Raw genomic sequence first — 20,937 nt, forward strand, 5'->3', positions numbered from 1 at the left:
TTGGATTTTTCCAATCTGTTTTGCTTATCCCCAAAAGCTATCTTCTTCAGCTTGATCTGAAGAGAAGAGCCAAACTTCTTTGATTTTCCCGTCTTCAATACGGAAGAGGTCAATCCCGTTCATATTGAGTTCAGTACCATCAGCCCGTGTTCCAAGAAAAGTAACATTAGCTGCGATTAAATCCTTATTGTCAGAAACCCAATTTGTTATCACCTTAAAGGTTCCATTAGTTTTCTCAGCAAATGTAGCTAGGTGAGTTCCTAGCTTGTCCTTACCAACAACTGTACCAGATATACTATGAGTACCAGGTTGATGCCAGACAATATCGTCTGCCATCGTTTCAAAGACACCAGGAAAGTCACCAGCAATTAGAGCTTGGTTATAAGTATTGAAAATTTCTAAGTTTGTTGACATATCTATTCTCCATTTCTTTTTTATGATATAATTGTAACAGTTACAATCAAAAAAACAAGTAGACACTTTTTCGATAGCTGGTATCAAAAGTAGTACTATTATTGATACTAAAAGATTAATTTTTTTTAAAAAAATAGAAAGAAGATATTTTATGCCAAATAAAGTGAGTGAGTATGGTATTTGTCCATTTGCGACAACGCAGAGGGTTTTAACGGGGAAATGGGCACTGGTAATCATTTATCAGTTGAGTACGGGTACTAAACGATTTAAAGAATTGCAGAGATTATTGCCTGGGATTACTCAAACTATTTTGACACGTCATCTCCGTCAATTAGAAAAGGATAAGATTATTCAACGAAAGGTCTATGCAGAAGTTCCCCCACGAGTTGAGTACAGCTTAACAGAAATGGGACAGGAATTCAGAGTTGTTTTAGATGCTGTCGAGAAATGGGGTCTGGATTATATCAAGTTGCTAAATGCTAGTGAGATAAGCGACTGATAAGCTCTATAGAGGAAATGTATTTTTCTGTTTAATTCCTCAATTAAAAGATAGTAAGGTAAACCATTATTTTCCAAGCACATTTCTTGAAACCCTTTCCTTCTTCTGATAGACTAATACATAGTTTGAAAAAGGAGACTTATCATGAAAAAATTTGTTGCTGAATTAATCGGTACTTTTATGCTTGTGTTCATCGGAACAGGAGCTGTTGTTTTTGGAAATGGTGTTGAAGGACTTGGGCACCTTGGGATTGCTCTTGCCTTTGGTTTAGCAATCGTAGTCGCAGCCTTCTCAATCGGAACTGTTTCAGGTGCTCACTTGAACCCAGCTGTTTCTATCGCTATGTTTGTGAACAAACGTTTGTCATCTTCAGAACTTGTAAACTACATCCTTGGTCAAGTAGTTGGTGCTTTCCTTGCATCTGCTTCTGTATTCTTCCTCTTAGCGAATTCAGGTATGTCAACTGCAAGTCTTGGTGAAAATGCCTTGGCAAACGGAGTAACTATCTTTGGTGGTTTCTTGTTTGAAACAATCGCAACATTCTTGTTTGTTTTGGTTATCATGACTGTAACATCAGCAAGCAAAGGTAATGGCGCAATCGCTGGTTTGGTAATCGGTTTGTCATTGACAGCTTTGATCCTTGTTGGATTGAATATTACTGGTCTTTCAGTAAACCCAGCTCGTAGCTTGGCTCCTGCTGTATTGGTAGGTGGCGCAGCTCTTCAACAAGTTTGGATTTTCATCCTTGCACCAATCGTTGGTGGAGTTCTTGCAGCCCTTGTTGCTAAAAACTTCCTTGGAACTGAAGAATAATTGAAACTCTAAAAACCTACTCTTCACATTGGAGAGTAGGTTTTTTATATATTCAAATCCCCCACATGAGAAGTGGGGGATTTGTGATTAACTCAATTCAGCAACGATGGCTTTGATTTGTTCTGCAGTGTGGACACCAGCCACTTGTTTAACCACTTGTCCATCTTTCTTGAAAAGAAGAGTAGGGATAGACATAATGCCGAATGAACGAGCTGTATTCGGATTTTCGTCAACGTCCATTTTAACGATCTTCAAGACATCTTCTGAAAGTTCTTCAGACAATTTGTCCAAGATTGGACCTTGCATACGACATGGGCCACACCAAGTAGCCCAGAAGTCTACCAAGACCAATCCGTCTTTAGTTTCTTGTTCAAATGTTGCATCTGTAATTGCTTTTGCCATAGTATTTCTCCTTTTTAGTTATATTGGCTTAAATCTTGTTTCATGAGATAGAAGAAAACATCCCCATAAGTCCCATGGTAGTCCAGAACATGACCATTGTAGGTTAGTTTTTGGACAGGGTAATAGTCTGCGACACCAATCAGGCAGGCATGTTGAGAACGTTCAAATTCTTCGTATGACTCGAAGGTCATTGTTCTCTCTTGCTTGCTGGCATCCAGATAAGTGATTTCAATCATAGGATTCTCCTTTGCTAAATCATGTCTTCATTTTACTCCTTGGAAAAAGGAATGTCAAGAAAATTGATTGCGCACGCAAGTTTTTTTGAAAAATTTAGAACAACCAGTCTGCTTTTGTAGATAGGCTTTCTTCAACAGCTTTTTGTAAGTAGGCGAGAGTCGTCTGTCCTTCGCTAGTGAGGCAGATAAAACTAGCTCGCTTGTCCTGATCGCAGCATCTCCGACTAAGTAAAGCACAGTTTTTTTCTTCTAGGCGTGCCACCATACGTGAGACAGCACTTGGGCTCAGATGGAGTTTGTCAGGCAGGTCGATCTGTCTCAAAGATTTTTCTTGAGATTGATTTAAAAAGTGCAAGAGATAAAATTCCTTGAGCGTAAGACTCTGTTCACTCTGCTCGGCGATCGTTTGTTCTAAAATAGCTTCTAATTCTACTTGTCGGCGGTTGAAGTCAAACCATTTTTCTAAGTAAGTCACGTCAATCTCCTTTCTTCTATAATAGATGTAAATGGATTTTTGCATCTAAGATGCTTGCGCACGCAATTAGTATACAACTTTTTAGATGAGATAGCAAGAAGGATGTTTCTTGTGTATTTCCTTGAAATTTTCTGAAAAAGTAGTAAACTGGTATGCAGAAAGTCTATTTGTGGAGTAAACGATGAAGTTATATGTTCAGTTAATGATTCTCTTTGTCATTTCACTGATTGGTGAGGGAATCTCTAGCTTTTTCCATTTGCCTATCCCTGGAAGCATTATTGGTTTGATTATTTTATTTTTAGCCTTGCAGTTCAAGTGGTTGCGGGTACGTCATGTCAACATGGTTGGGAATTTTCTCCTGGCTAATATGACTATTCTATTTTTGCCTCCTGCAGTTGGGATTATGGAGAAATTTGATGTGATTGCTCCCTATTTATTGCCCATTGTCTTGATTGTCTTTTTCGCGGCGGTTATCAATATTATCCTAATTGCGCTGGTAGTTCAGTTTATCAAGAAGCGTTATGAAGGAGATTACGAAGAAAGAGGTGCCAAATGAGCGAATTTGTATCCAATCCACTGTTTGGGATAGCCTTGTCCATTCTGGCTTACCTTGGAGGCATGATTATCTTTAGAAGGTATCCTCACCCTCTGACAACTCCCTTACTCTTAGCGACTTTATTTATCATTGCTTTTCTAAAATTGACGGGTATTTCTTACGCTGCTTATTATGAAGGTGGGGTTTATCTTAATAACTTGATAGTTCCTTCAACAGTAGCCCTAGGGATTCCTCTTTATAAGAGCTTTCACCTTATGAAGCACCATGTTAGAAGTATTTTACTCAGTAGTTTCCTAGCGGTTGTTGTGAATACCACTTTTACGGCTTTAGTTGCAAAATTCTTCGGTATGGATTTCTTCTTGGCGATTTCGCTTTTCCCAAAGTCTGTAACGACGGCCATGGCAGTTGGAATTACGGATAAGCTACAAGGGATAGCGACGATTACCTTGGTAGTTGTGGTAGCAACTGGCATTTTGACTAGCGTTATTGGACCAACACTTTTAAAATGGCTCAAGATTGACGACCCAGTAGCTGCTGGTCTTGCTCTTGGAGGAACTGGTCACGCAGTTGGGACTGGAACAGCTTTTAGCTATGGACCAGTTGCAGGTGCTATGGGAGGACTAGCCATCGGTGTCACCGGTATTCTCTATGTATTTGTAAGTCCCATAGTAGCAGGTTTGATATTGAGTTAAAAAATAAGAATGTTATATTTCCTTGTGTAAAAAGAAGCCCCTAGCTTTATTTGCTAGGGGCTTCATTCATTATTGTAAGTTTACTTTGTTCTTTAATATATAGTAGGTTCCGAGATAAAAGATAGCTATGAAAATGAGTTCTTCAACAATGCTTACGCTTGCTCCCATATAGAAATTATCATTAAATCCTACAAGTGAATTGACATAGAAGTTAGCACTGGTATTGAAGAAGACTTCTATAACTCCAATGACGATTCGGATACCAATGTAGGCTGCAACAGCGAGTGCAGTACGATATTCATTGAAAAGTTGTCCGATGGATATGGCCAAGTAAATGCAGAGGATCCCTGAAATTGTACTAAGCAGGAAGGATAAGACAGTAAGACCAAAGCCTGTAAAATGTTCTCCAACAAATGATAGAAGAGTAGAAAGTTGAACTTCATAATAATTTGTTGACAGTAGGATAATATAGATACATAGGAGTAAGACAGCAGTGCTAAACATCGACCAGATAAAAGCACCGATTAGTTTGGCTGTGATGATATGGTGTTCAGAAACTGGCAAGGTTAAAGTCAGATAGCCTTGTCGGTCATAGACACTTCCTTTGAATCGTTTAATAATCAAGAAGATAGTTGAAATCACAAGTGTAACCATCAAACTACCAAAGACAGTAGATAGAAAAACAAGTAGAACAGATAGATTTTTTTCAGGTAGTTTGATTAAGGATTGTGTCTGTACCCCGATAAGGGCAGAAAGGATGATCACAGCACCATAGAGGGCTAAATACCACTTGTTAACATTTTTAAATTCATAACGAACTAAATTCCAAAACATAATAATCTCCTTTATCTAGGCTTTGAATTCATGACGGAAGAGCTGGTCGATTGACTCACCTGACTCATAACGAATATCATCCACATTTCCTTGACGGACGACTTTTCCGTCCTTGAGGAAAATAATCTCATCCAAGATTGGTTCGATGTCGGAAATCAAGTGAGTTGAAATCAAGACAGTCGAAGTTGGAGAGTAATTGTTGATGATGGTGTTCAAGATGTAGTCACGAGCTGCGGGATCGACACCACCGATAGGTTCGTCAAGGACATACAAACGAGCATCACGACTCATGACAAGGATCAACTGAACTTTTTCTTTGTTCCCTTTTGAGAGTTTCTTGAAACGGCTATTCTCGTCGATACCAAGGTCACGAAGAAGACCTTGAGCACGTTCCAGATTAAAATCTTTATAGAAGGTCTTGAAAAAGGTAAGAGCTTCTTTGACCTTCATCTGTTCGTTGAGATAGGTCGTATCAGGTAGATAAGAAACGATAGCCTTAGTTGCAGGACTTGGTTCCATGCCATTGATGAGGATACGCCCTTGCTCTGGTTGGAGTAAACCGTTGATTAGTTTAATCAGGGTTGTTTTTCCGGAACCGTTTGGGCCAAGGAGACCCACAATCTTTCCTGCCGGGATTTCAAGGGAAACATTTTGAAGAGCAGGGCTTGCTCCATAGAATTTTGAAACATTTTCAAACGTTAACAAGGTCATAGTCTAAACTCCTTCAATATAATCTCTCAAAACAGTTGGTAGTTCTTCTTTTTCATAGCCAAATTCTACCATGCCTGTTACAAACTGCTGCAGTTGTTCTTCAGATAGTTGTTTCCGGGATTGGAGGATTAGGTCCAAATCCTCGGTGACAAAACGCCCTGCAGTCCTCTTGGTGTATACGAAGCCTTCTCTTTCTAGGTCGGATAGGGCACGTTGGATGGTATTAGGATTGACGCCAGCCTCACTAGCCAGTTCTCTGACAGTTGGAAGTTGTTGGTTGGGTTCTAGTTTATGAGAAACGATTTGCAGTTTGATCTTATCCATTATCTGCAAATAAATGGGTTTGTTGTTATCAAATGTCCAGGACATCACGGTCTCCTTTCAACAATTTCCTTTTGTGTCACTTAAATAATACAACTAAACAAAAAACTTGTCAAGCTAAAAGGAGAATTATTTTGGGAATTGCTTAAAAAATGGTATAATGAAAAGAAAACGACAAGGAGGGGAAGGCATGCGTTGTCCAAAATGTGGCGCTACAAAATCAAGTGTTATCGATAGCCGTCAGGCTGAAGAAGGAAATACGATTAGAAGAAGACGTGAGTGCGAAGAGTGTCAACATCGTTTCACAACCTATGAACGAGTTGAAGAGAGAACACTGGTAGTTGTCAAAAAAGATGGAACTCGAGAACAATTCTCAAGAGATAAAATCTTTAATGGAATTATTCGTTCAGCTCAAAAACGTCCGGTGTCTAGTGATGAGATTGGTATGGTGGTCAATCGTATCGAGCAAAAACTCCTCAGTCGCAATGATAATGAAATTCAAAGTGAAGATATTGGTTCTCTTGTTATGGAAGAGTTGGCTGAACTAGACGAAATCACCTACGTTCGTTTTGCTAGTGTTTATCGTAGCTTTAAAGATGTGAGCGAGCTCGAAAATCTTCTCAAACAAATTACGCAATCTTCAAAGAAGAAAAAGGAAAAATAAATGAAGCCTAATGATCGTTTTTCTTTTCTAAAGAATAATCGGGTGTCGCAAGATCCCACAACTTTGGTGCAGTGCTACCTCCCGATTATCGGTCAGGATGCGCTGAGTCTTTACCTTTATACCTTAGCTTTTTGGGATGATGGACAAAAAGAACACCTGTTTGCAGCTATCCTCAACCACCTCAATTTTGGGATGGACAGACTCTTAAAGGCTTTTAAAATCTTAACAGCCTTCAATTTGGTTACCCTCTATCAAAAGGGTGACGGCTATGAACTTGCTATTCATCCAACACTTTCTCAATCTGACTTCTTGCATCATACAGTGTATCGTACTTTGTTGGAGAAAAGGATTGGCGATACAGCAGTTTCTGATTTACGTCAAGAGGCTGCAGACGGAGAAGCTTTGACGGTTCATTTGAGTCAGGCCTTTCCAGAGATAGAAGAATTGGCTAGTCATGATGAGACACCAGTAAAAGCTGATTTTAAAAATGATTTTGATTTGGAGCATTTTCGTCAGCTCATGGCGAGAGATAATCTCCGTTTCCAAGATGAACAGTCAGATGTTTTAGAGTTATTTAAAATCGCTGATGAGAAAAAATGGACCTGGTTTGAGACCTATCAGCTAGCAAAAGGAACAGCAGTTTCTCAAGTCATTTCTATCAAGCGTATGCGTGAAAAATTAGCGCAAGAGTCTGTTTCATCGGATTTTAGTCCTAAGGAAGCGACCATTATCCGAGAAGCTAAAAGTAAAACGGCCCTAGAATTTTTAGCGGGAATCAAACAAACCCGAAATGCAGGAATTATCCAATCTGAACGCGATTTGCTAAAACAGATGGCAGACCTAGGCTTGCTTGATGAAGTTATCAATGTCGTTATACTTTTGACCTTCAACAAGGTTGATTCGGCCAATCTCAATGAAAAATATGCCATGAAAGTGGCCAATGATTACTCTTATAACAAAGTCAGAACTGCTGAAGAGGCTGTGCTTCGAATTAGAGAAAAAAATCAAAAGGGGCAAGAATCAAAAACAGCGAAGACAAGCCAGGCAAAAACCAATGTTCCTAAATGGAGTAATCCAGAATATAAAAACACGTCATCAGCTGAGGAATTGGAAGAAATGGAACGCCAAACCCTAGAATTATTAGCGAAATTAGATAATGGAGGTGAATAGATGGAAAGTGTAGGAGATGTGCTAAAAGGTCATCCCAGCCGTTTTCAATACCAGGACCTGGTCCATCAGATTGTAAAAGATCCTGATGTTGCGGCTTTTATCCAGAAGGAATCTCTCAGTCAAGAGGAATTGAATCGTAGTATCTCTAAGTTTAACCAATACATCACCGAGCGTGATAAGTTCCTTCGCGGAGATACAGACTATATCGCGCGTGGTTACAAGCCTATCCTGGTCATGAACCATGGTTACGCAGATGTATCCTATGAGGAAACTCCGGAACTGATTGCGGCTGAGAAAGAAGCGGCGATTAAGAAGCGTCTTAACTTAATTAATTTGCCATCTAGCCTGAAAAATGTCAGTTTTTTAGATGTTTATCGTGATGATGTTGCTCGTTTAACTGTTTTAAACAAAATGATAAAATTTGTTAATGACTACCCAAACAACTTAAAAGGTCTCTACCTCTATGGAGACTTTGGAGTTGGGAAGAGCTTTATGGTGGCTGCCCTAGCCCATGATTTGTCTGAAAAACGTGGTGTTTCATCTACCCTTCTTCATTATCCGAGCTTTGTCATTGATGTCAAAAATGCTATCGGTGATGGGAATGTTAAGAATTTGGTGGATGAAATTAAGCAAGCTGAAGTTTTGATTTTTGATGATATCGGTGCTGAGCAATCAACACCTTGGGTACGTGACGAAGTCTTGCAAGTCATTCTCCAATATCGTATGCAAGAAGATTTACCGACCTTCTTTACTTCAAATTTCAGTTTTGAAGATTTGGAAAAACATTTTGCCAAAGGCAAGAATGGAAATGATGAAACCTGGGAAGCCAGACGTGTCATGGAGCGTATCCGTTATTTAGCTGAAGAAACAAGATTAGAAGGAGAAAACCGTCGATGACAGAAACAATTAAATTAATGCAGGCTCATTCGTCAGTTCGTAGATTTAAGGAGCAAGAGATTCCTCAAGAACACTTGAATGAGATTTTGAAAGCTGCCCAAATGGCTTCTTCTTGGAAAAATTTCCAATCTTATTCTGTGATTCTAGTCAGAAGTCAAGAAAAGAAAGATGCTCTTTTTGAGCTGGTTCCTCAGGAAGCGATTCGTCAGTCTGCTGCTTTCCTTCTCTTTGTAGGAGATTTAAACCGTGCAGAAAAAGGGGCTCGTCTCCATACCGATACTTTCCAACCTCAAGGGGTGGAAGGACTCCTCATTACTTCAGTAGACGCAGCCTTGGCTGGGCAGAATACCTTGCTTGCGGCAGAAAGCCTTGGCTATGGTGGAGTAATCATTGGTTTGGTGCGTTACAAATCTGTTGAAATAGCAGAATTGTTCAACCTTCCTGACTATACCTACCCAGTTTTTGGGATTGCACTCGGTGTGCCGAACCAAAAACATGATGTAAAACCAAGATTGCCACTAGAGAATGTTGTTTTTGAGGAAGAATACCAAGAACAAACAGCTGAGGCTATTGAAGCCTATGACCGTGTGCAGACCGAATATGCAGGAGCTCGTGCGACTACCACTTGGAGTCAACGTCTTGCAGAGCAATTCGGTCAGCCTGAACCAAGCTCAACTAGAGAAAATCTTGAACAAAAGAATTTATTGTAGAAAGTGAGAAAACATGGCCTTACCAACTGTTGCCATCGTAGGACGTCCCAATGTTGGGAAATCAACCCTGTTTAACCGTATTGCAGGGGAACGCATCTCAATCGTAGAAGATGTCGAAGGAGTGACACGGGACCGTATCTATGCTACTGGTGAATGGCTCAACCGTTCTTTCAGTATGATTGATACTGGAGGGATTGATGATGTTGATGCTCCATTTATGGAACAAATCAAGCACCAGGCAGAGATTGCCATGGAAGAAGCTGATGTCATCGTTTTTGTAGTTTCCGGTAAAGAAGGCATCACAGATGCTGACGAATACGTAGCCCGTAAACTATATAAAACTCATAAACCTGTTATCCTTGCAGTTAACAAGGTTGACAATCCGGAAATGAGAAATGATATCTATGATTTCTATGCTCTTGGATTGGGAGAACCATTGCCAATTTCATCTGTGCACGGGATTGGTACAGGGGATGTATTAGATGCCATCGTCGAAAATCTTCCACATGAAGTCGAAGATGAAAATCCAGATGTCATTAAATTCAGCTTGATTGGTCGCCCGAATGTCGGAAAATCTAGCTTGATCAATGCCATTTTGGGAGAAGATCGCGTAATTGCCAGTCCTGTTGCTGGTACAACTCGTGATGCCATTGATACACATTTTACAGATGCGGATGGCCAAGAGTTTACCATGATTGATACGGCTGGTATGCGTAAGTCTGGTAAAGTCTATGAAAACACAGAGAAATACTCAGTCATGCGTGCCATGCGAGCTATTGACCGTTCAGATGTAGTCTTGATGGTCCTCAATGCCGAAGAAGGCATCCGTGAGTATGATAAGCGTATCGCTGGATTTGCCCACGAAGCTGGTAAAGGGATGATCATCGTAGTCAATAAGTGGGATACTCTTGAAAAAGATAACCACACCATGAAAAACTGGGAAGAGGATATTCGTGAACAGTTCCAATATCTACCTTACGCACCGATTATCTTTGTTTCGGCTTTGACCAAGCAACGTCTCCACAAACTTCCAGAAATGATTAAACAAATCAGCGAGAGTCAAAATACCCGTATCCCATCAGCAGTCTTGAATGATGTCATTATGGATGCTATCGCCATCAACCCAACACCGACAGACAAAGGGAAACGTCTTAAGATTTTCTATGCGACTCAAGTGGCAACTAAACCACCGACCTTTGTGATTTTTGTCAACGAAGAAGAGCTCATGCACTTCTCTTACTTGCGTTTCTTGGAAAATCAAATTCGCAAGGCCTTCGTCTTTGAAGGAACGCCAATCCATCTGATCGCAAGAAAACGAAAATAAAATGATAAAAAGAAGAAGGTTTACAGACCTTCTTTTTTGTAGAGGATACCAAGAGCGTAGATCTAAATTTGTCATCAAATTAACATCATTTTCCTAGTCCTTGTCACAGTTTTGTAATGGAAACGTACTTTCTTTGTAAGATTCAAAATGCTATAATGCTCTAAACAATTTTCCTTGCATAAGGAGGTTATTATGAAAAAAGATAGATTGTTAAAGAATCCTTTCTTGGTGCGTCTACTTGGATTGCTGATGGCATTTTTCTTCCTATCAGCATTCACTGCACCTGAAAAACCAGACTATGGTATCTATGACCCAAATCATTATTTGACAGAGGAAGTAGTTACTCAGATTCGTGATTTGAATGAAACTAATAGTCAAAAGGCAGAAAAGCTTCAAATAGGTGTCTATATCGTAGATAGTCTGGAAGGAGAAAGCATTGAAACAGTGGCTAATGAAACTGCCAGGGCTTGGAAGATTGGCTATTCAGGAGATAATTTTGGAAGTCTCATTGTAGTAGCCGTTCAAGACCGTAAATCAAGAATTGAAACCAGTAATAACACCGCCATTAGAATAACGGACTATCAAACCAAGCAGATCTTGGCAACCAGCCGTACAGATTTTAAAACTGGTGACTATGGTAAAGGAATTCTAGCGATTGCCAAAGGCTTGGACAATCAGTTTTATAGAGGAAGTGGAACATTTCCATCTGATGACTCCTCTGATATCAAACGTTATTCTGATAGCATCAGTGGTAAAAAATCGAGTCGCAATAGTAGCTCGTCTAGTCATCGTAAGAACAGTGACCCTATGGACAATGTGTTTGGAGTCGGGATAATCATTTATTTCATTATCGTATTTATAGCCATTATTAGAGGAGGAGGCGGCGGACGAGGAGGAGGTTCCTCTGACGGAGGATGGTGGTTTAGTGACTCTTCCGACTCAGGTTCTTCTTGGTCCGACTCAGGATCAGACTCTTCTAGTAGCTGGGACGGTGGTGGCTTCGATGGCGGTGGATCATCCGATGATTGGTAATGTTCGTGCAAAAATTAAGGAAATAAGTAGGTTTAGATATGAAAAATAAAGGAATTATTTATGTGTTGGGCATTTTGCTGGCTATTATCTTGCTTGGCGGTTGCTCAGTAGTAGGCACTTATAACGGACTTGTCTCTGAACAAACCAAGGTCGAACAAGCGCAAGCTGATGTAGCGACAGCTCTTCAACGTCGTTCTGACTTGATTGGAAATTTGGTAGAGTCTGTAAAAGGCCAGATGAACCATGAGACAGAGGTTTTCACCAAGATTGCGGAAGCTCGTGCTAAAATTGGGAATGGCTCCGTAACTTCAAAAGAAAATCAAGAGGCTCAAGGAGAGTTGAGTTCTGCCATCTCACGCTTAATCTCCTTAACAGAAAATTATCCAGAACTCAAGAGCAATCAGAATGTGGAACAACTTATGACAGAACTGGCTGGAAGTGAAAATCGGATATTTGTAGCCCGCAAGGATTACAACAAAGTGGCAACAGAATACAATCAAAAATTAAGAAGCTTCCCAACAGTTCTTTTCGCCAATATGATGAACTTTAAAGAGGCAGAAACCTTTAAAGAAAGCGAAGAAGCTAAGACAGCTCCAAAGGTTGACTTTGGCAATTCTACAACCAAAGAATAGTCTTGAAATTTCTAAAAGAAAATCAATGATTAGCAATAGTTTGAACATTTACAAAAAAAGGCTCTAAATGAGCCTTTTTTAGCTTGTATAAACACGGATTCTTTCTTGAAAAAGCTGGGCAAATATGCTACAATAAAAAGAACATTCTAAAATATTCAGAATTTAAAGTAAGGAAAAAAATGGCAAATTTATTAAAAACAATCATCGAAAATGATAAAGGGGAACTTCGCCGCTTAGAAAAGATGGCTGATAAAGTCCTCAAATACGAAGATGAAATGGCTGCTTTGACAGACGAGCAGTTGCAAGCTAAGACAGAAGAATTTAAGCAACGTTATCAAAATGGTGAAACGCTCGATCAACTCTTGTACGAAGCCTTTGCGGTTGTACGTGAGGGAGCTAAGCGTGTTCTTGGACTCTTCCCATACAAGGTTCAGGTTATGGGTGGTATCGTTCTTCACCACGGTGACGTTCCAGAAATGCGTACAGGTGAAGGGAAAACCTTGACAGCGACAATGCCGGTATACCTTAATGCCCTTTCAGGAAAAGGTGTACACGTAGTTACGGTCAATGAATATCTAACAGAACGTGACGCGACTGAAATGGGTGAGTTGTACTCATGGCTTGGTTTGTCAGTAGGGATCAACTTGGCTGCGAAATCTCCAATGGAGAAAAAAGAAGCTTATCTCTGTGATATTACTTACTCAACGAACTCAGAAATTGGTTTTGACTATCTTCGTGACAACATGGTTGTTCGTGCAGAGAACATGGTTCAACGTCCGCTCAACTATGCCTTGGTCGATGAGGTTGACTCTATCTTGATCGACGAAGCTCGTACACCATTGATTGTTTCAGGAGCTAATGCAGTTGAAACAAGCCAACTTTACCATATGGCTGACCACTTTGTGAAGTCTTTGGATAAAGATGACTATATCATTGATATTCAGTCTAAGACAATCGGTTTGTCTGATTCAGGTATTGACAAGGCTGAAAGCTTCTTCAAACTAGAAAATCTTTATGATATCGAAAATGTGGCTTTGACTCACTTTATCGACAACGCCCTTCGTGCCAACTACATCATGATTCTTGATATTGACTATGTGGTTAGCGAAGAACAAGAAATCTTGATTGTCGACCAATTTACAGGTCGTACCATGGAAGGTCGTCGTTACTCTGATGGCTTGCACCAAGCGATTGAAGCTAAAGAAGGTGTGCCAATCCAAGATGAAACTAAGACATCAGCATCGATTACCTACCAAAACCTTTTCCGTATGTATAAAAAATTGGCAGGTATGACAGGTACTGGTAAAACAGAAGAAGAAGAATTCCGCGAAATTTACAACATCCGTGTTATTCCAATTCCTACTAACCGTCCGATCCAACGTATCGACCATTCAGACCTTCTTTACGCTAGTCTCGATGCAAAATTCAAGGCTGTCGTTGAAGATGTTAAGGCGCGTTACCAAAAAGGTCAGCCTGTCTTGGTAGGTACTGTTGCCGTTGAAACCAGTGATTTTCTTTCTAAAAAATTGGTTGAAGCAGGCGTACCTCACGAAGTATTGAATGCTAAGAACCACTACAGAGAAGCGCAAATCATCATGAATGCTGGTCAACGTGGTGCTATCACTATCGCAACCAACATGGCCGGTCGTGGTACCGATATTAAGCTTGGTGAAGGTGTTCGTGAGCTTGGTGGACTTTGTGTTATCGGTACAGAGCGTCATGAGAGCCGTCGTATCGATAATCAGCTTCGTGGACGTTCAGGTCGTCAAGGTGACCCAGGTGAGTCACAATTCTACTTGTCGCTTGAAGATGATTTGATGAAACGTTTTGGTTCAGAACGTTTGAAAGGTGTCTTTGAACGTCTTAATATGTCTGACGAAGCCATCGAATCTCGTATGTTGACACGTCAGGTCGAAGCAGCGCAAAAACGTGTTGAAGGAAACAACTACGATACTCGTAAACAAGTCCTTCAATATGACGATGTCATGCGTGAACAACGTGAGATTATCTACGCGCAACGTTATGATGTCATCACTGCAGATCGTGACTTGGCTCCTGAGATTCATGCTATGATTCGTCGTACGATTGGACGTATTGTAGATGGCCATGCTCGTTCTAAACAAGATGAAAAACTCGAAGCAATCTTGAACTTTGCGAAGTACAATTTGCTTCCAGAAGATTCAATTTCACTTTCAGACCTAGAAGGTTTATCAGATCAAGCTATCAAGGATGAACTTTACCAACGTGCATTGAAAGTCTACGATAGCCAAGTTGCGAAGCTTCGTGACGAAGAAGCTGTGAAAGAATTCCAAAAAGTATTGATTCTACGTGTAGTTGACAACAAATGGACAGACCATATTGATGCCCTTGATCAGTTGAGAAATGCTGTTGGTCTTCGTGGTTATGCCCAAAACAACCCTGTCGTGGAATATCAAGCGGAAGGCTTCCGTATGTTTAATGATATGATTGGTTCGATTGAGTTTGATGTGACTCGCTTGATGATGAAAGCACAAATTCATGAACAAGAACGACCACAAACCGAACATCATATTAGTACGACAGCAACTCGAAATATTGCTGCTCAACAGAAAAATCTTCCAGCTGATTTGGACCTCAGCCAAGTAAAACGTAATGACTTGTGCCCATGTGGATCTGGTAAGAAATTTAAAAACTGTCACGGTAAACGACGTTAAGAACGACTAATTTTCAGGCGGATGCCTAGTGAAAAGTGAATTTTCGCTTGGCGTCCGTTTGCTTTATAAGGAGATGAATAATGGTATTTACAGCAAAAAGCCCTAAAATTAATATTGATGAAGTTCGTAGTTTGTCTAAACTAGAAGGACAAGTACTTGCGAACAAACTCCAACGTGATCAAGAGCTTGAAGCAATTATTCGTGGGGAAGACCAACGTATTTTGTTGGTAATCGGTCCTTGCTCGTCTGACAATGAAGAGGCCGTTCTTGAGTATGCTAAGCGTTTGTCAGAACTTCAGGAAGAAGTCAAAGACCGCGTCTTTATGGTCATGCGCGTCTATACTGCTAAACCACGTACTAACGGTGACGGATATAAGGGCTTGATTCACCAACCAAATGCCAAAGAAGCACCTAGTCTCATCAATGGGATCAAGGCAGTTCGTCATTTGCACTACCGTGTTATTTCTGAAACAGGAATGACAACAGCAGATGAGATGTTGTACCCAGAGAATCTTCCTTTGGTAGATGATTTGATTTCTTACATGGCAGTTGGAGCCCGTTCGGTTGAAGACCAACAACACCGTTTTGTAGCTAGTGGAGCAGATTTTGCAACAGGTTTTAAAAATCCAACCTCTGGGAATCTCAATGTTATGTTCAACGGTATTTATGCGGCTCAAAACAAGCAGAGTTTCCTTTTCTTAGGGAAAGAAGTCGAAACTACTGGAAATCCTTTATCTCATGCTATTCTCCGTGGAGCTCTTAACGAGTACGGGAAAAACATTCCAAACTACTACTACGATAATTTGATGGATACTATTGCTCAGTATGAAAAGATGGGACTTGAAAATCCATTCATTATTATTGATACCAACCATGATAACTCAGGTAAACAGTATATGGAGCAGATTCGTATCGTTCGTCAGACTCTGATTAACCGTGATTGGAATGAAAAGATTAAAAAATATGTCCGTGGTTTCATGGTTGAGTCTTATCTAGAAGACGGTCGTCAAAATGAACCAGAAGTCTTTGGAAAATCTATCACCGATCCATGTCTAGGATGGGAAAATACTGAAGCTCTTGTTCGCGAAATCTACCAAAGACTAGGAGAATAATATGGCATTTATCGAGAAAGGTCAAGAAATCGATATTGAAGCGATTAAGGCGGAAACACAGCTATCTGCAGAAGCCTTGCAACATAAGGAAAATCGTGATCAAGAATTAGCAGATATCCTTTCAGGTAAGGATGATCGTATCCTTTTGGTCATTGGGCCTTGTTCGTCTGATAATGAAGAAGCAGTACTTGAGTATGCTCGTCGTTTGGCAGACTTGCAGAAAAAAGTGGCGGATAAGATTTTCATGGTTATGCGTGTATATACTGCAAAGCCACGTACCAATGGAGATGGCTACAAGGGCTTGGTTCATCAGCCAGATACTTCGAGGGCTCCAAGCTTGATTAATGGTTTGCAGGCTGTTCGTCAACTTCATTATCGAGTGATTACAGAAACCGGATTGACTACAGCAGATGAAATGCTGTATCCAGCCAATCTGGTCTTAGTTGATGACTTGGTGAGTTATCATGCAGTAGGTGCGCGTTCAGTAGAAGACCAAGAACACCGTTTTGTAGCTTCGGGAATTGACGCACCAGTAGGGATGAAAAACCCAACTTCTGGGAATCTATCTGTGATGTTTAATGCCGTTTATGCAGCACAAAACAAACAAACCTTTCTCTTTCATGGCCAAGAAGTTGAAACCTCAGGAAATCCCTTGGCTCACGTCATCCTTCGCGGTGCTTTGAATGAATACGGGAAAAATGAACCTAACTTCTACTACGAAACTCTTCTAGATGCTATTGGACGTTACGAGTCTATGGGGCTCGAAAATCCCTTTATCATGATTGATACCAACCATGATAATTCAGGGAAACAATATATGGAGCAAGTTCGAATTGTTCGTCAATCTTTGCTCAATCGTGACTGGAATGAAAAAATCAAGAAGACAGTTCGAGGCTTCATGATTGAATCCTACTTAGCAGATGGTCGCCAAAACCAGCCAGAAATCTTTGGACGTTCCATTACAGACCCATGTTTAGGATGGGAAAACACAGTTGCCTTGGTAGAAGAAATCTATACTACCTTAACAAAATAAGTGAAAAGGATGGAGTTGGGGGTATCTCAACTCCTTTTGATAAAAATGATAGTTGGACACGGAATTGATATTGAAGAATTAGCTTCCATACAAAATGCAGTTGAAAAAAGAAAAGGTTTTGCCCAGCGTGTCTTGACAGACAAGGAAATGGAGCGCTTTTCCAGTCTCAAAGGTCGCAGACAGGTCGAGTATTTGGCTGGTCGTTGGTCAGCTAAAGAGGCTTTCTCAAAGGCTATGGGAACGGGAATTGGGAAGTTGGGCTTTCAAGACTTGGAAATCTTGAACAATGAAAGAGGAGCTCCCTACTTCAGCAAATCCCCGTTTTCAGGAAAAGTTTGGCTATCAATCAGCCATACAGATCAGTTTGTGACAGCTAGTGTTATTTTGGAGGAGAATCATGAAAACTAGTCCACATAGACCAACTAAAGCCCTCATCGATCTGGGAGCTATCCGCTACAATATCCAACAAATGGGAGCGCACATTCCCAAAGATACCCTCAAATGGGCAGTTGTAAAAGCCAATGCCTACGGACACGGAGCGGTAGCTGTTGCAACAGCCATTCAGGATGATGTTGACGGCTTTTGCGTTTCGAATATTGATGAAGCCATCGAACTCCGTCAGGCAGGTATCGCTAAGAAGATTCTTATTTTGGGAGTATCTGAGGTTGAATCTCTTTCACTGGCTAAGGAGTATGCTATTACCTTAACAGTGGCAGGATTGGGATGGGTCCAGAAACTCATAGCTACAGAGCCAGACTTAGCTGGTTTAACCGTTCACCTTAAGATTGACTCAGGTATGGGACGAATTGGTTTTAGAAGTGCAAGCGAGGCCGCACAAGCTCAAACTTTACTCAAGGAACATGGAGCAAATGTTGAGGGAATCTTTACCCATTTTGCAACTGCAGATGAAGAGTCAGATAGCTACTTTAAACAACAGTTGGAATGTTTCAAGGGAATAATCGCAGGCTTGCAAGAAGTCCCTGAACTAGTCCATGCGAGTAACTCCGCAACTACTTTATGGCATGCGGAAACGATTTTCAATGCTGTTCGCATGGGGGACTCTATGTATGGTCTCAATCCAAGTGGACAAGTTTTAGAATTGCCTTATGAACTAAAACCAGCCCTGACTTTGGGAACAGCCATCGTTCATGTCAAAACAGTAGAGGCTGGAGCTTGTATGGGCTACGGAGCGACCTATCAGGCAGACAGTGAACAAGTTATTGCCACCTTGCCAATCGGTTATGCGGATGGTTGGACACGAGATATGCAGAATTTCTCAGTGCTGGTGGATGGACAATTGTGCCCCATTGTAGGGCGTGTATCCATGGACCAAATCACCATTCGCTTACCTAAGCTTTACCCATTGGGTACCAAGGTAACTTTAATTGGCTCAGACGGTGACAAGGAGATTACTGCAACAGATGTGGCAGTCTACCGAGGAACGATTAATTATGAGGTAGTTTGTCTCCTCAGTGATCGAGTTCCAAGAGAATATTATTAAGAAACAGAAGGAAAGGAGAGGAGCATGAATTTACATCAACCCTTGCATGTCTTGCCTGGTGTGGGACCAAAATCTGCAGAGAAATATACCAAACTAGGAATTGAAAACCTGCAAGACCTCTTGCTTTACTTTCCTTTCCGTTATGAAGATTTTAAGACCAAGCAGGTGCTAGAGCTAGAAGACGGTGAGAAGGCAGTCCTGTCTGGTCAGGTGGTGACGCCAGCTAGTGTTCAGTATTATGGTTTTAAGCGCAATCGCCTACGCTTTAGCCTCAAGCAGGGGGAGGTTGTGTTTGCCGTTAACTTCTTTAATCAACCCTACCTGGCTGATAAGATTGAGCTAGGAGCGACTCTAGCTGTCTTTGGCAAGTGGGATCGTGCTAAGGCTAGTCTAACAGGGATGAAGGTTTTAGCCCAAGTGGAGGACGACCTTCAACCAGTCTATCGTCTCGCACAAGGTATCAGTCAAGCAGGACTTGTTAAGGTCATCAAGACCGCCTTTGATCAAGGACTGGATCTCTTGATAGAGGAAAATCTCCCTCAGTCTTTGCTAGATAAATACAAACTCATGCCCCGAAGTCAGGCTGTGCGTGCCATGCATTTTCCCAAGGCTTTGGCAGAATACAAACAGGCCCTTCGTCGAATCAAGTTTGAGGAACTCTTTTATTTCCAAATGCAATTACAGACCCTCAAGTCTGAAAATAAGGTTGATGGAAGTGGTCTGGTCTTGAATTGGTCCCAAGAAAAACTAAGGGCAGTAAAAGAAAAGTTACCCTTTGCTCTGACCCAAGCCCAAGAAAAAAGCCTGCAAGAAATCCTAACAGATATGAAGTCGGACCATCACATGAATCGACTCTTACAAGGGGATGTTGGTAGTGGGAAGACAGTGGTTGCAGGTCTTGCCATGTATGCTGCTGTAACGGCAGGGTATCAGTCTGCCCTCATGGTTCCTACAGAGATCCTTGCAGAGCAACATTTTGAAAGTCTAGAAAGTCTCTTTCCTGATTTGAAACTAGCTCTCCTAACAGGTTCATTAAAAGCTGCAGAAAAACGTACGGTTTTGGAAACTATTGCTAAGGGTGATGTTGATGTAATTATCGGTACCCATGCCCTTATACAGGATGGGGTGGACTATGCTAAACTCGGTTTGATTATCATCGACGAGCAACACCGTTTTGGAGTCGGACAAAGGCGTATTTTACGTGAAAAAGGAGAAAATCCAGATGTCCTCATGATGACGGCAACTCCCATTCCACGAACCTTAGCCATCACAGCCTTTGGAGATATGGATGTTTCCATTATTGACCAGATGCCAGCTGGACGTAAGCCAATCGTGACACGTTGGATTAAGCATGAGCAACTGCCACAGGTTTTGACTTGGTTGGAAGGTGAGATTCAAAAAGGTTCTCAAGCCTATGTTATTTCGCCCTTGATCGAAGAATCTGAAGCCCTGGATCTTAAAAATGCCATTGCACTCTCAGAAGAGTTGACGACTCATTTTGCAGGGAAAGCAAAAGTTGCCCTCTTACATGGAAAGATGAAGAGTGATGAAAAAGACCAGATTATGCAGGAATTCAAAGAGAGAAAGACAGATATCTTGGTTTCTACAACGGTTATCGAGGTCGGGGTCAATGTTCCAAATGCAACAGTCATGATTATCATGGATGCTGATCGCTTTGGACTTAGTCAACTTCATCAACTTAGAGGTCGTGTCGGTCGTGGGGACAAGCAGTCCTACGCAGTTCTAGTGGCCAACCCAAAAACTGATTCTGGGAAAGACCGCATGCGTATCATGACAGAAACGACCAATGGTTTTGTCCTTGCAGAAGAAGATTTGAAAATGCGAGGCTCTGGAGAAATCTTTGGGACCAAACAGTCGGGTCTACCAGAGTTTCATGTAGCTGATATCATCGAAGACTTCCCAATCCTTGAGGAAGCTAGAAAGGTAGCAAGCTATATCAGTTCTCTCCCTAACTGGCGAGAGGATCCAGAGTGGCACATGATTGCCTTACATCTAGAAAAGAAAGAATATCTGGATTAAGCATTTTCTAAGATAATATTAAGTTTGCTTTTAGGGTGAGTATCTATACTAGAGTCATCAAAAAGAAACGAGGACTCTCTCATGACAATTGAAGTAAATTACCAAAAGACATTTCAAAAGGAAATTCAACCTTCTCCTAAATACTAAGAAAAGAGCGAAATCGCTCTTTTTTATTT

The 20,937-nt window shown here is 41.0% G+C and carries 24 protein-coding genes; 17 read left to right on the forward strand and 7 right to left on the reverse strand.

Features of this window, described 5'->3' with window-relative positions:
- Positions 1-24: 24 nt before the first annotated feature.
- Positions 25-414: a nuclear transport factor 2 family protein gene (locus ACVAMZ_RS01420; RefSeq protein ID WP_281137490.1), complete on the reverse strand. Its 390-nt coding sequence runs from the start codon at positions 412-414 to the stop codon at positions 25-27.
- A gap of 151 nt (positions 415-565) precedes the next feature.
- Here ACVAMZ_RS01420 and ACVAMZ_RS01425 point away from each other — a divergent pair, with 151 nt between their 5' ends.
- Both ACVAMZ_RS01425 and ACVAMZ_RS01430 read left to right on the forward strand, forming a co-directional pair.
- Positions 566-913: a winged helix-turn-helix transcriptional regulator gene (locus ACVAMZ_RS01425; protein WP_414268785.1), complete on the forward strand. Its 348-nt coding sequence runs from the start codon at positions 566-568 to the stop codon at positions 911-913.
- A gap of 144 nt (positions 914-1,057) precedes the next feature.
- The gene (locus ACVAMZ_RS01430; protein WP_461684823.1) at positions 1,058-1,726 is read left to right on the forward strand and encodes an MIP/aquaporin family protein; all 669 of its coding nucleotides are present in this window, start codon (positions 1,058-1,060) and stop codon (positions 1,724-1,726) included.
- Between the two features lie 87 nt (positions 1,727-1,813).
- Here ACVAMZ_RS01430 and trxA read toward each other — a convergent pair whose 3' ends face one another.
- From trxA to ACVAMZ_RS01445, 3 genes are all read right to left on the reverse strand, one after another.
- Complete coding sequence (gene trxA, locus ACVAMZ_RS01435; protein ID WP_001029584.1) at positions 1,814-2,128, reverse strand: thioredoxin; 315 nt, start codon at positions 2,126-2,128, stop codon at positions 1,814-1,816.
- A gap of 14 nt (positions 2,129-2,142) precedes the next feature.
- Positions 2,143-2,364, reverse strand: a complete 222-nt coding sequence (locus ACVAMZ_RS01440; RefSeq protein ID WP_006150880.1) for a DUF4649 family protein — start codon at positions 2,362-2,364, stop codon at positions 2,143-2,145.
- A gap of 94 nt (positions 2,365-2,458) precedes the next feature.
- On the reverse strand, positions 2,459-2,839 hold the full coding sequence (locus tag ACVAMZ_RS01445; RefSeq protein WP_461684824.1) for a MarR family winged helix-turn-helix transcriptional regulator: 381 nt from the start codon (positions 2,837-2,839) through the stop codon (positions 2,459-2,461).
- A 181-nt stretch (positions 2,840-3,020) separates the two neighbouring features.
- On the opposite strand from ACVAMZ_RS01445, the gene ACVAMZ_RS01450 reads away from it, so the two are divergent.
- Positions 3,021-3,395 (forward strand): CidA/LrgA family protein, encoded by a 375-nt coding sequence (locus tag ACVAMZ_RS01450; protein WP_004250774.1) that lies wholly within the window; start codon positions 3,021-3,023, stop codon positions 3,393-3,395.
- Positions 3,392-4,087: an LrgB family protein gene (locus ACVAMZ_RS01455; protein WP_461684825.1), complete on the forward strand. Its 696-nt coding sequence runs from the start codon at positions 3,392-3,394 to the stop codon at positions 4,085-4,087. The genes ACVAMZ_RS01450 and ACVAMZ_RS01455 overlap by 4 nt, the downstream gene beginning before the upstream one ends.
- Before the next feature lie 69 nt (positions 4,088-4,156).
- On the opposite strand, the gene ACVAMZ_RS01460 is transcribed toward ACVAMZ_RS01455, so the two are convergent.
- Genes ACVAMZ_RS01460 through ACVAMZ_RS01470 form a run of 3 tightly spaced genes read right to left on the reverse strand, consistent with a single transcriptional unit; the run spans position 4,157 to position 6,001 of the window.
- Complete coding sequence (locus tag ACVAMZ_RS01460; RefSeq protein ID WP_320693612.1) at positions 4,157-4,921, reverse strand: hypothetical protein; 765 nt, start codon at positions 4,919-4,921, stop codon at positions 4,157-4,159.
- A gap of 15 nt (positions 4,922-4,936) precedes the next feature.
- Positions 4,937-5,632, reverse strand: coding sequence for an ABC transporter ATP-binding protein (locus ACVAMZ_RS01465; protein WP_004250779.1), 696 nt, complete (start codon positions 5,630-5,632; stop codon positions 4,937-4,939).
- A 3-nt stretch (positions 5,633-5,635) separates the two neighbouring features.
- Positions 5,636-6,001: a GntR family transcriptional regulator gene (locus tag ACVAMZ_RS01470; RefSeq protein ID WP_006149409.1), complete on the reverse strand. Its 366-nt coding sequence runs from the start codon at positions 5,999-6,001 to the stop codon at positions 5,636-5,638.
- Between the two features lie 142 nt (positions 6,002-6,143).
- Here ACVAMZ_RS01470 and nrdR point away from each other — a divergent pair, with 142 nt between their 5' ends.
- The 13 genes from nrdR (at position 6,144) to recG (ending at position 20,761) form a co-directional block, all read left to right on the forward strand.
- Entirely contained in the window at positions 6,144-6,617 is a 474-nt protein-coding gene (gene nrdR, locus ACVAMZ_RS01475; RefSeq protein WP_004250782.1) for a transcriptional regulator NrdR, read from the forward strand.
- Positions 6,618-7,787, forward strand: a complete 1,170-nt coding sequence (locus ACVAMZ_RS01480) for a replication initiation and membrane attachment family protein (RefSeq protein ID WP_461684826.1) — start codon at positions 6,618-6,620, stop codon at positions 7,785-7,787.
- Positions 7,788-8,684 carry a primosomal protein DnaI gene (gene dnaI / locus ACVAMZ_RS01485; protein ID WP_461684827.1) on the forward strand — a complete coding sequence of 299 codons (897 nt, stop codon included), beginning with the start codon at positions 7,788-7,790 and terminating at the stop codon, positions 8,682-8,684.
- The gene (locus ACVAMZ_RS01490; protein ID WP_461684828.1) at positions 8,681-9,394 is read left to right on the forward strand and encodes an NADPH-dependent oxidoreductase; all 714 of its coding nucleotides are present in this window, start codon (positions 8,681-8,683) and stop codon (positions 9,392-9,394) included. Before dnaI ends, ACVAMZ_RS01490 begins: the two co-directional genes overlap by 4 nt.
- Before the next feature lie 13 nt (positions 9,395-9,407).
- Positions 9,408-10,718 (forward strand): ribosome biogenesis GTPase Der, encoded by a 1,311-nt coding sequence (gene der, locus ACVAMZ_RS01495; RefSeq protein WP_004250788.1) that lies wholly within the window; start codon positions 9,408-9,410, stop codon positions 10,716-10,718.
- 192 nt (positions 10,719-10,910) lie between these two features.
- The gene (locus ACVAMZ_RS01500) at positions 10,911-11,750 is read left to right on the forward strand and encodes a TPM domain-containing protein (RefSeq protein WP_461684829.1); all 840 of its coding nucleotides are present in this window, start codon (positions 10,911-10,913) and stop codon (positions 11,748-11,750) included.
- 38 nt (positions 11,751-11,788) lie between these two features.
- On the forward strand, positions 11,789-12,382 hold the full coding sequence (locus tag ACVAMZ_RS01505; protein WP_049495363.1) for a LemA family protein: 594 nt from the start codon (positions 11,789-11,791) through the stop codon (positions 12,380-12,382).
- Positions 12,383-12,561: 179 nt separating this feature from the next.
- Positions 12,562-15,075 (forward strand): preprotein translocase subunit SecA, encoded by a 2,514-nt coding sequence (gene secA, locus ACVAMZ_RS01510; protein ID WP_461684830.1) that lies wholly within the window; start codon positions 12,562-12,564, stop codon positions 15,073-15,075.
- 80 nt (positions 15,076-15,155) lie between these two features.
- Entirely contained in the window at positions 15,156-16,187 is a 1,032-nt protein-coding gene (locus ACVAMZ_RS01515; protein WP_461684831.1) for a 3-deoxy-7-phosphoheptulonate synthase, read from the forward strand.
- Between the two features lies 1 nt (position 16,188).
- Entirely contained in the window at positions 16,189-17,220 is a 1,032-nt protein-coding gene (locus tag ACVAMZ_RS01520) for a 3-deoxy-7-phosphoheptulonate synthase (protein WP_461684832.1), read from the forward strand.
- Between the two features lie 45 nt (positions 17,221-17,265).
- Positions 17,266-17,628: a holo-ACP synthase gene (gene acpS / locus ACVAMZ_RS01525; RefSeq protein ID WP_025173302.1), complete on the forward strand. Its 363-nt coding sequence runs from the start codon at positions 17,266-17,268 to the stop codon at positions 17,626-17,628.
- Entirely contained in the window at positions 17,618-18,721 is a 1,104-nt protein-coding gene (gene alr / locus ACVAMZ_RS01530; RefSeq protein ID WP_414275105.1) for an alanine racemase, read from the forward strand. The genes acpS and alr overlap by 11 nt, the downstream gene beginning before the upstream one ends.
- 24 nt (positions 18,722-18,745) lie before the next feature.
- Positions 18,746-20,761, forward strand: a complete 2,016-nt coding sequence (gene recG, locus ACVAMZ_RS01535; protein WP_461684833.1) for an ATP-dependent DNA helicase RecG — start codon at positions 18,746-18,748, stop codon at positions 20,759-20,761.
- Positions 20,762-20,937 lie beyond the last annotated feature (176 nt).

The sequence above is a fragment of the Streptococcus sp. KHUD_017 genome, assembly GCF_054861245.1.

Coding starts and splice junctions, on each gene's coding strand:
- alr (WP_414275105.1), top strand. CDS start 17,618: ATGAAAACTAGTCCACATAGACCAACTAAAGCCCTCATCGATCTGGGA.
- ACVAMZ_RS01450 (WP_004250774.1), top strand. CDS start 3,021: ATGAAGTTATATGTTCAGTTAATGATTCTCTTTGTCATTTCACTGATT.
- ACVAMZ_RS01500 (WP_461684829.1), top strand. CDS start 10,911: ATGAAAAAAGATAGATTGTTAAAGAATCCTTTCTTGGTGCGTCTACTT.
- ACVAMZ_RS01430 (WP_461684823.1), top strand. CDS start 1,058: ATGAAAAAATTTGTTGCTGAATTAATCGGTACTTTTATGCTTGTGTTC.
- ACVAMZ_RS01505 (WP_049495363.1), top strand. CDS start 11,789: ATGAAAAATAAAGGAATTATTTATGTGTTGGGCATTTTGCTGGCTATT.
- ACVAMZ_RS01420 (WP_281137490.1), bottom strand. CDS start 414: ATGTCAACAAACTTAGAAATTTTCAATACTTATAACCAAGCTCTAATT.
- ACVAMZ_RS01460 (WP_320693612.1), bottom strand. CDS start 4,921: ATGTTTTGGAATTTAGTTCGTTATGAATTTAAAAATGTTAACAAGTGG.
- ACVAMZ_RS01425 (WP_414268785.1), top strand. CDS start 566: ATGCCAAATAAAGTGAGTGAGTATGGTATTTGTCCATTTGCGACAACG.
- ACVAMZ_RS01465 (WP_004250779.1), bottom strand. CDS start 5,632: ATGACCTTGTTAACGTTTGAAAATGTTTCAAAATTCTATGGAGCAAGC.
- ACVAMZ_RS01470 (WP_006149409.1), bottom strand. CDS start 6,001: ATGTCCTGGACATTTGATAACAACAAACCCATTTATTTGCAGATAATG.
- ACVAMZ_RS01480 (WP_461684826.1), top strand. CDS start 6,618: ATGAAGCCTAATGATCGTTTTTCTTTTCTAAAGAATAATCGGGTGTCG.
- ACVAMZ_RS01490 (WP_461684828.1), top strand. CDS start 8,681: ATGACAGAAACAATTAAATTAATGCAGGCTCATTCGTCAGTTCGTAGA.
- dnaI (WP_461684827.1), top strand. CDS start 7,788: ATGGAAAGTGTAGGAGATGTGCTAAAAGGTCATCCCAGCCGTTTTCAA.
- der (WP_004250788.1), top strand. CDS start 9,408: ATGGCCTTACCAACTGTTGCCATCGTAGGACGTCCCAATGTTGGGAAA.
- ACVAMZ_RS01455 (WP_461684825.1), top strand. CDS start 3,392: ATGAGCGAATTTGTATCCAATCCACTGTTTGGGATAGCCTTGTCCATT.
- ACVAMZ_RS01515 (WP_461684831.1), top strand. CDS start 15,156: ATGGTATTTACAGCAAAAAGCCCTAAAATTAATATTGATGAAGTTCGT.
- ACVAMZ_RS01520 (WP_461684832.1), top strand. CDS start 16,189: ATGGCATTTATCGAGAAAGGTCAAGAAATCGATATTGAAGCGATTAAG.
- acpS (WP_025173302.1), top strand. CDS start 17,266: ATGATAGTTGGACACGGAATTGATATTGAAGAATTAGCTTCCATACAA.
- trxA (WP_001029584.1), bottom strand. CDS start 2,128: ATGGCAAAAGCAATTACAGATGCAACATTTGAACAAGAAACTAAAGAC.
- ACVAMZ_RS01440 (WP_006150880.1), bottom strand. CDS start 2,364: ATGATTGAAATCACTTATCTGGATGCCAGCAAGCAAGAGAGAACAATG.
- nrdR (WP_004250782.1), top strand. CDS start 6,144: ATGCGTTGTCCAAAATGTGGCGCTACAAAATCAAGTGTTATCGATAGC.
- secA (WP_461684830.1), top strand. CDS start 12,562: ATGGCAAATTTATTAAAAACAATCATCGAAAATGATAAAGGGGAACTT.
- recG (WP_461684833.1), top strand. CDS start 18,746: ATGAATTTACATCAACCCTTGCATGTCTTGCCTGGTGTGGGACCAAAA.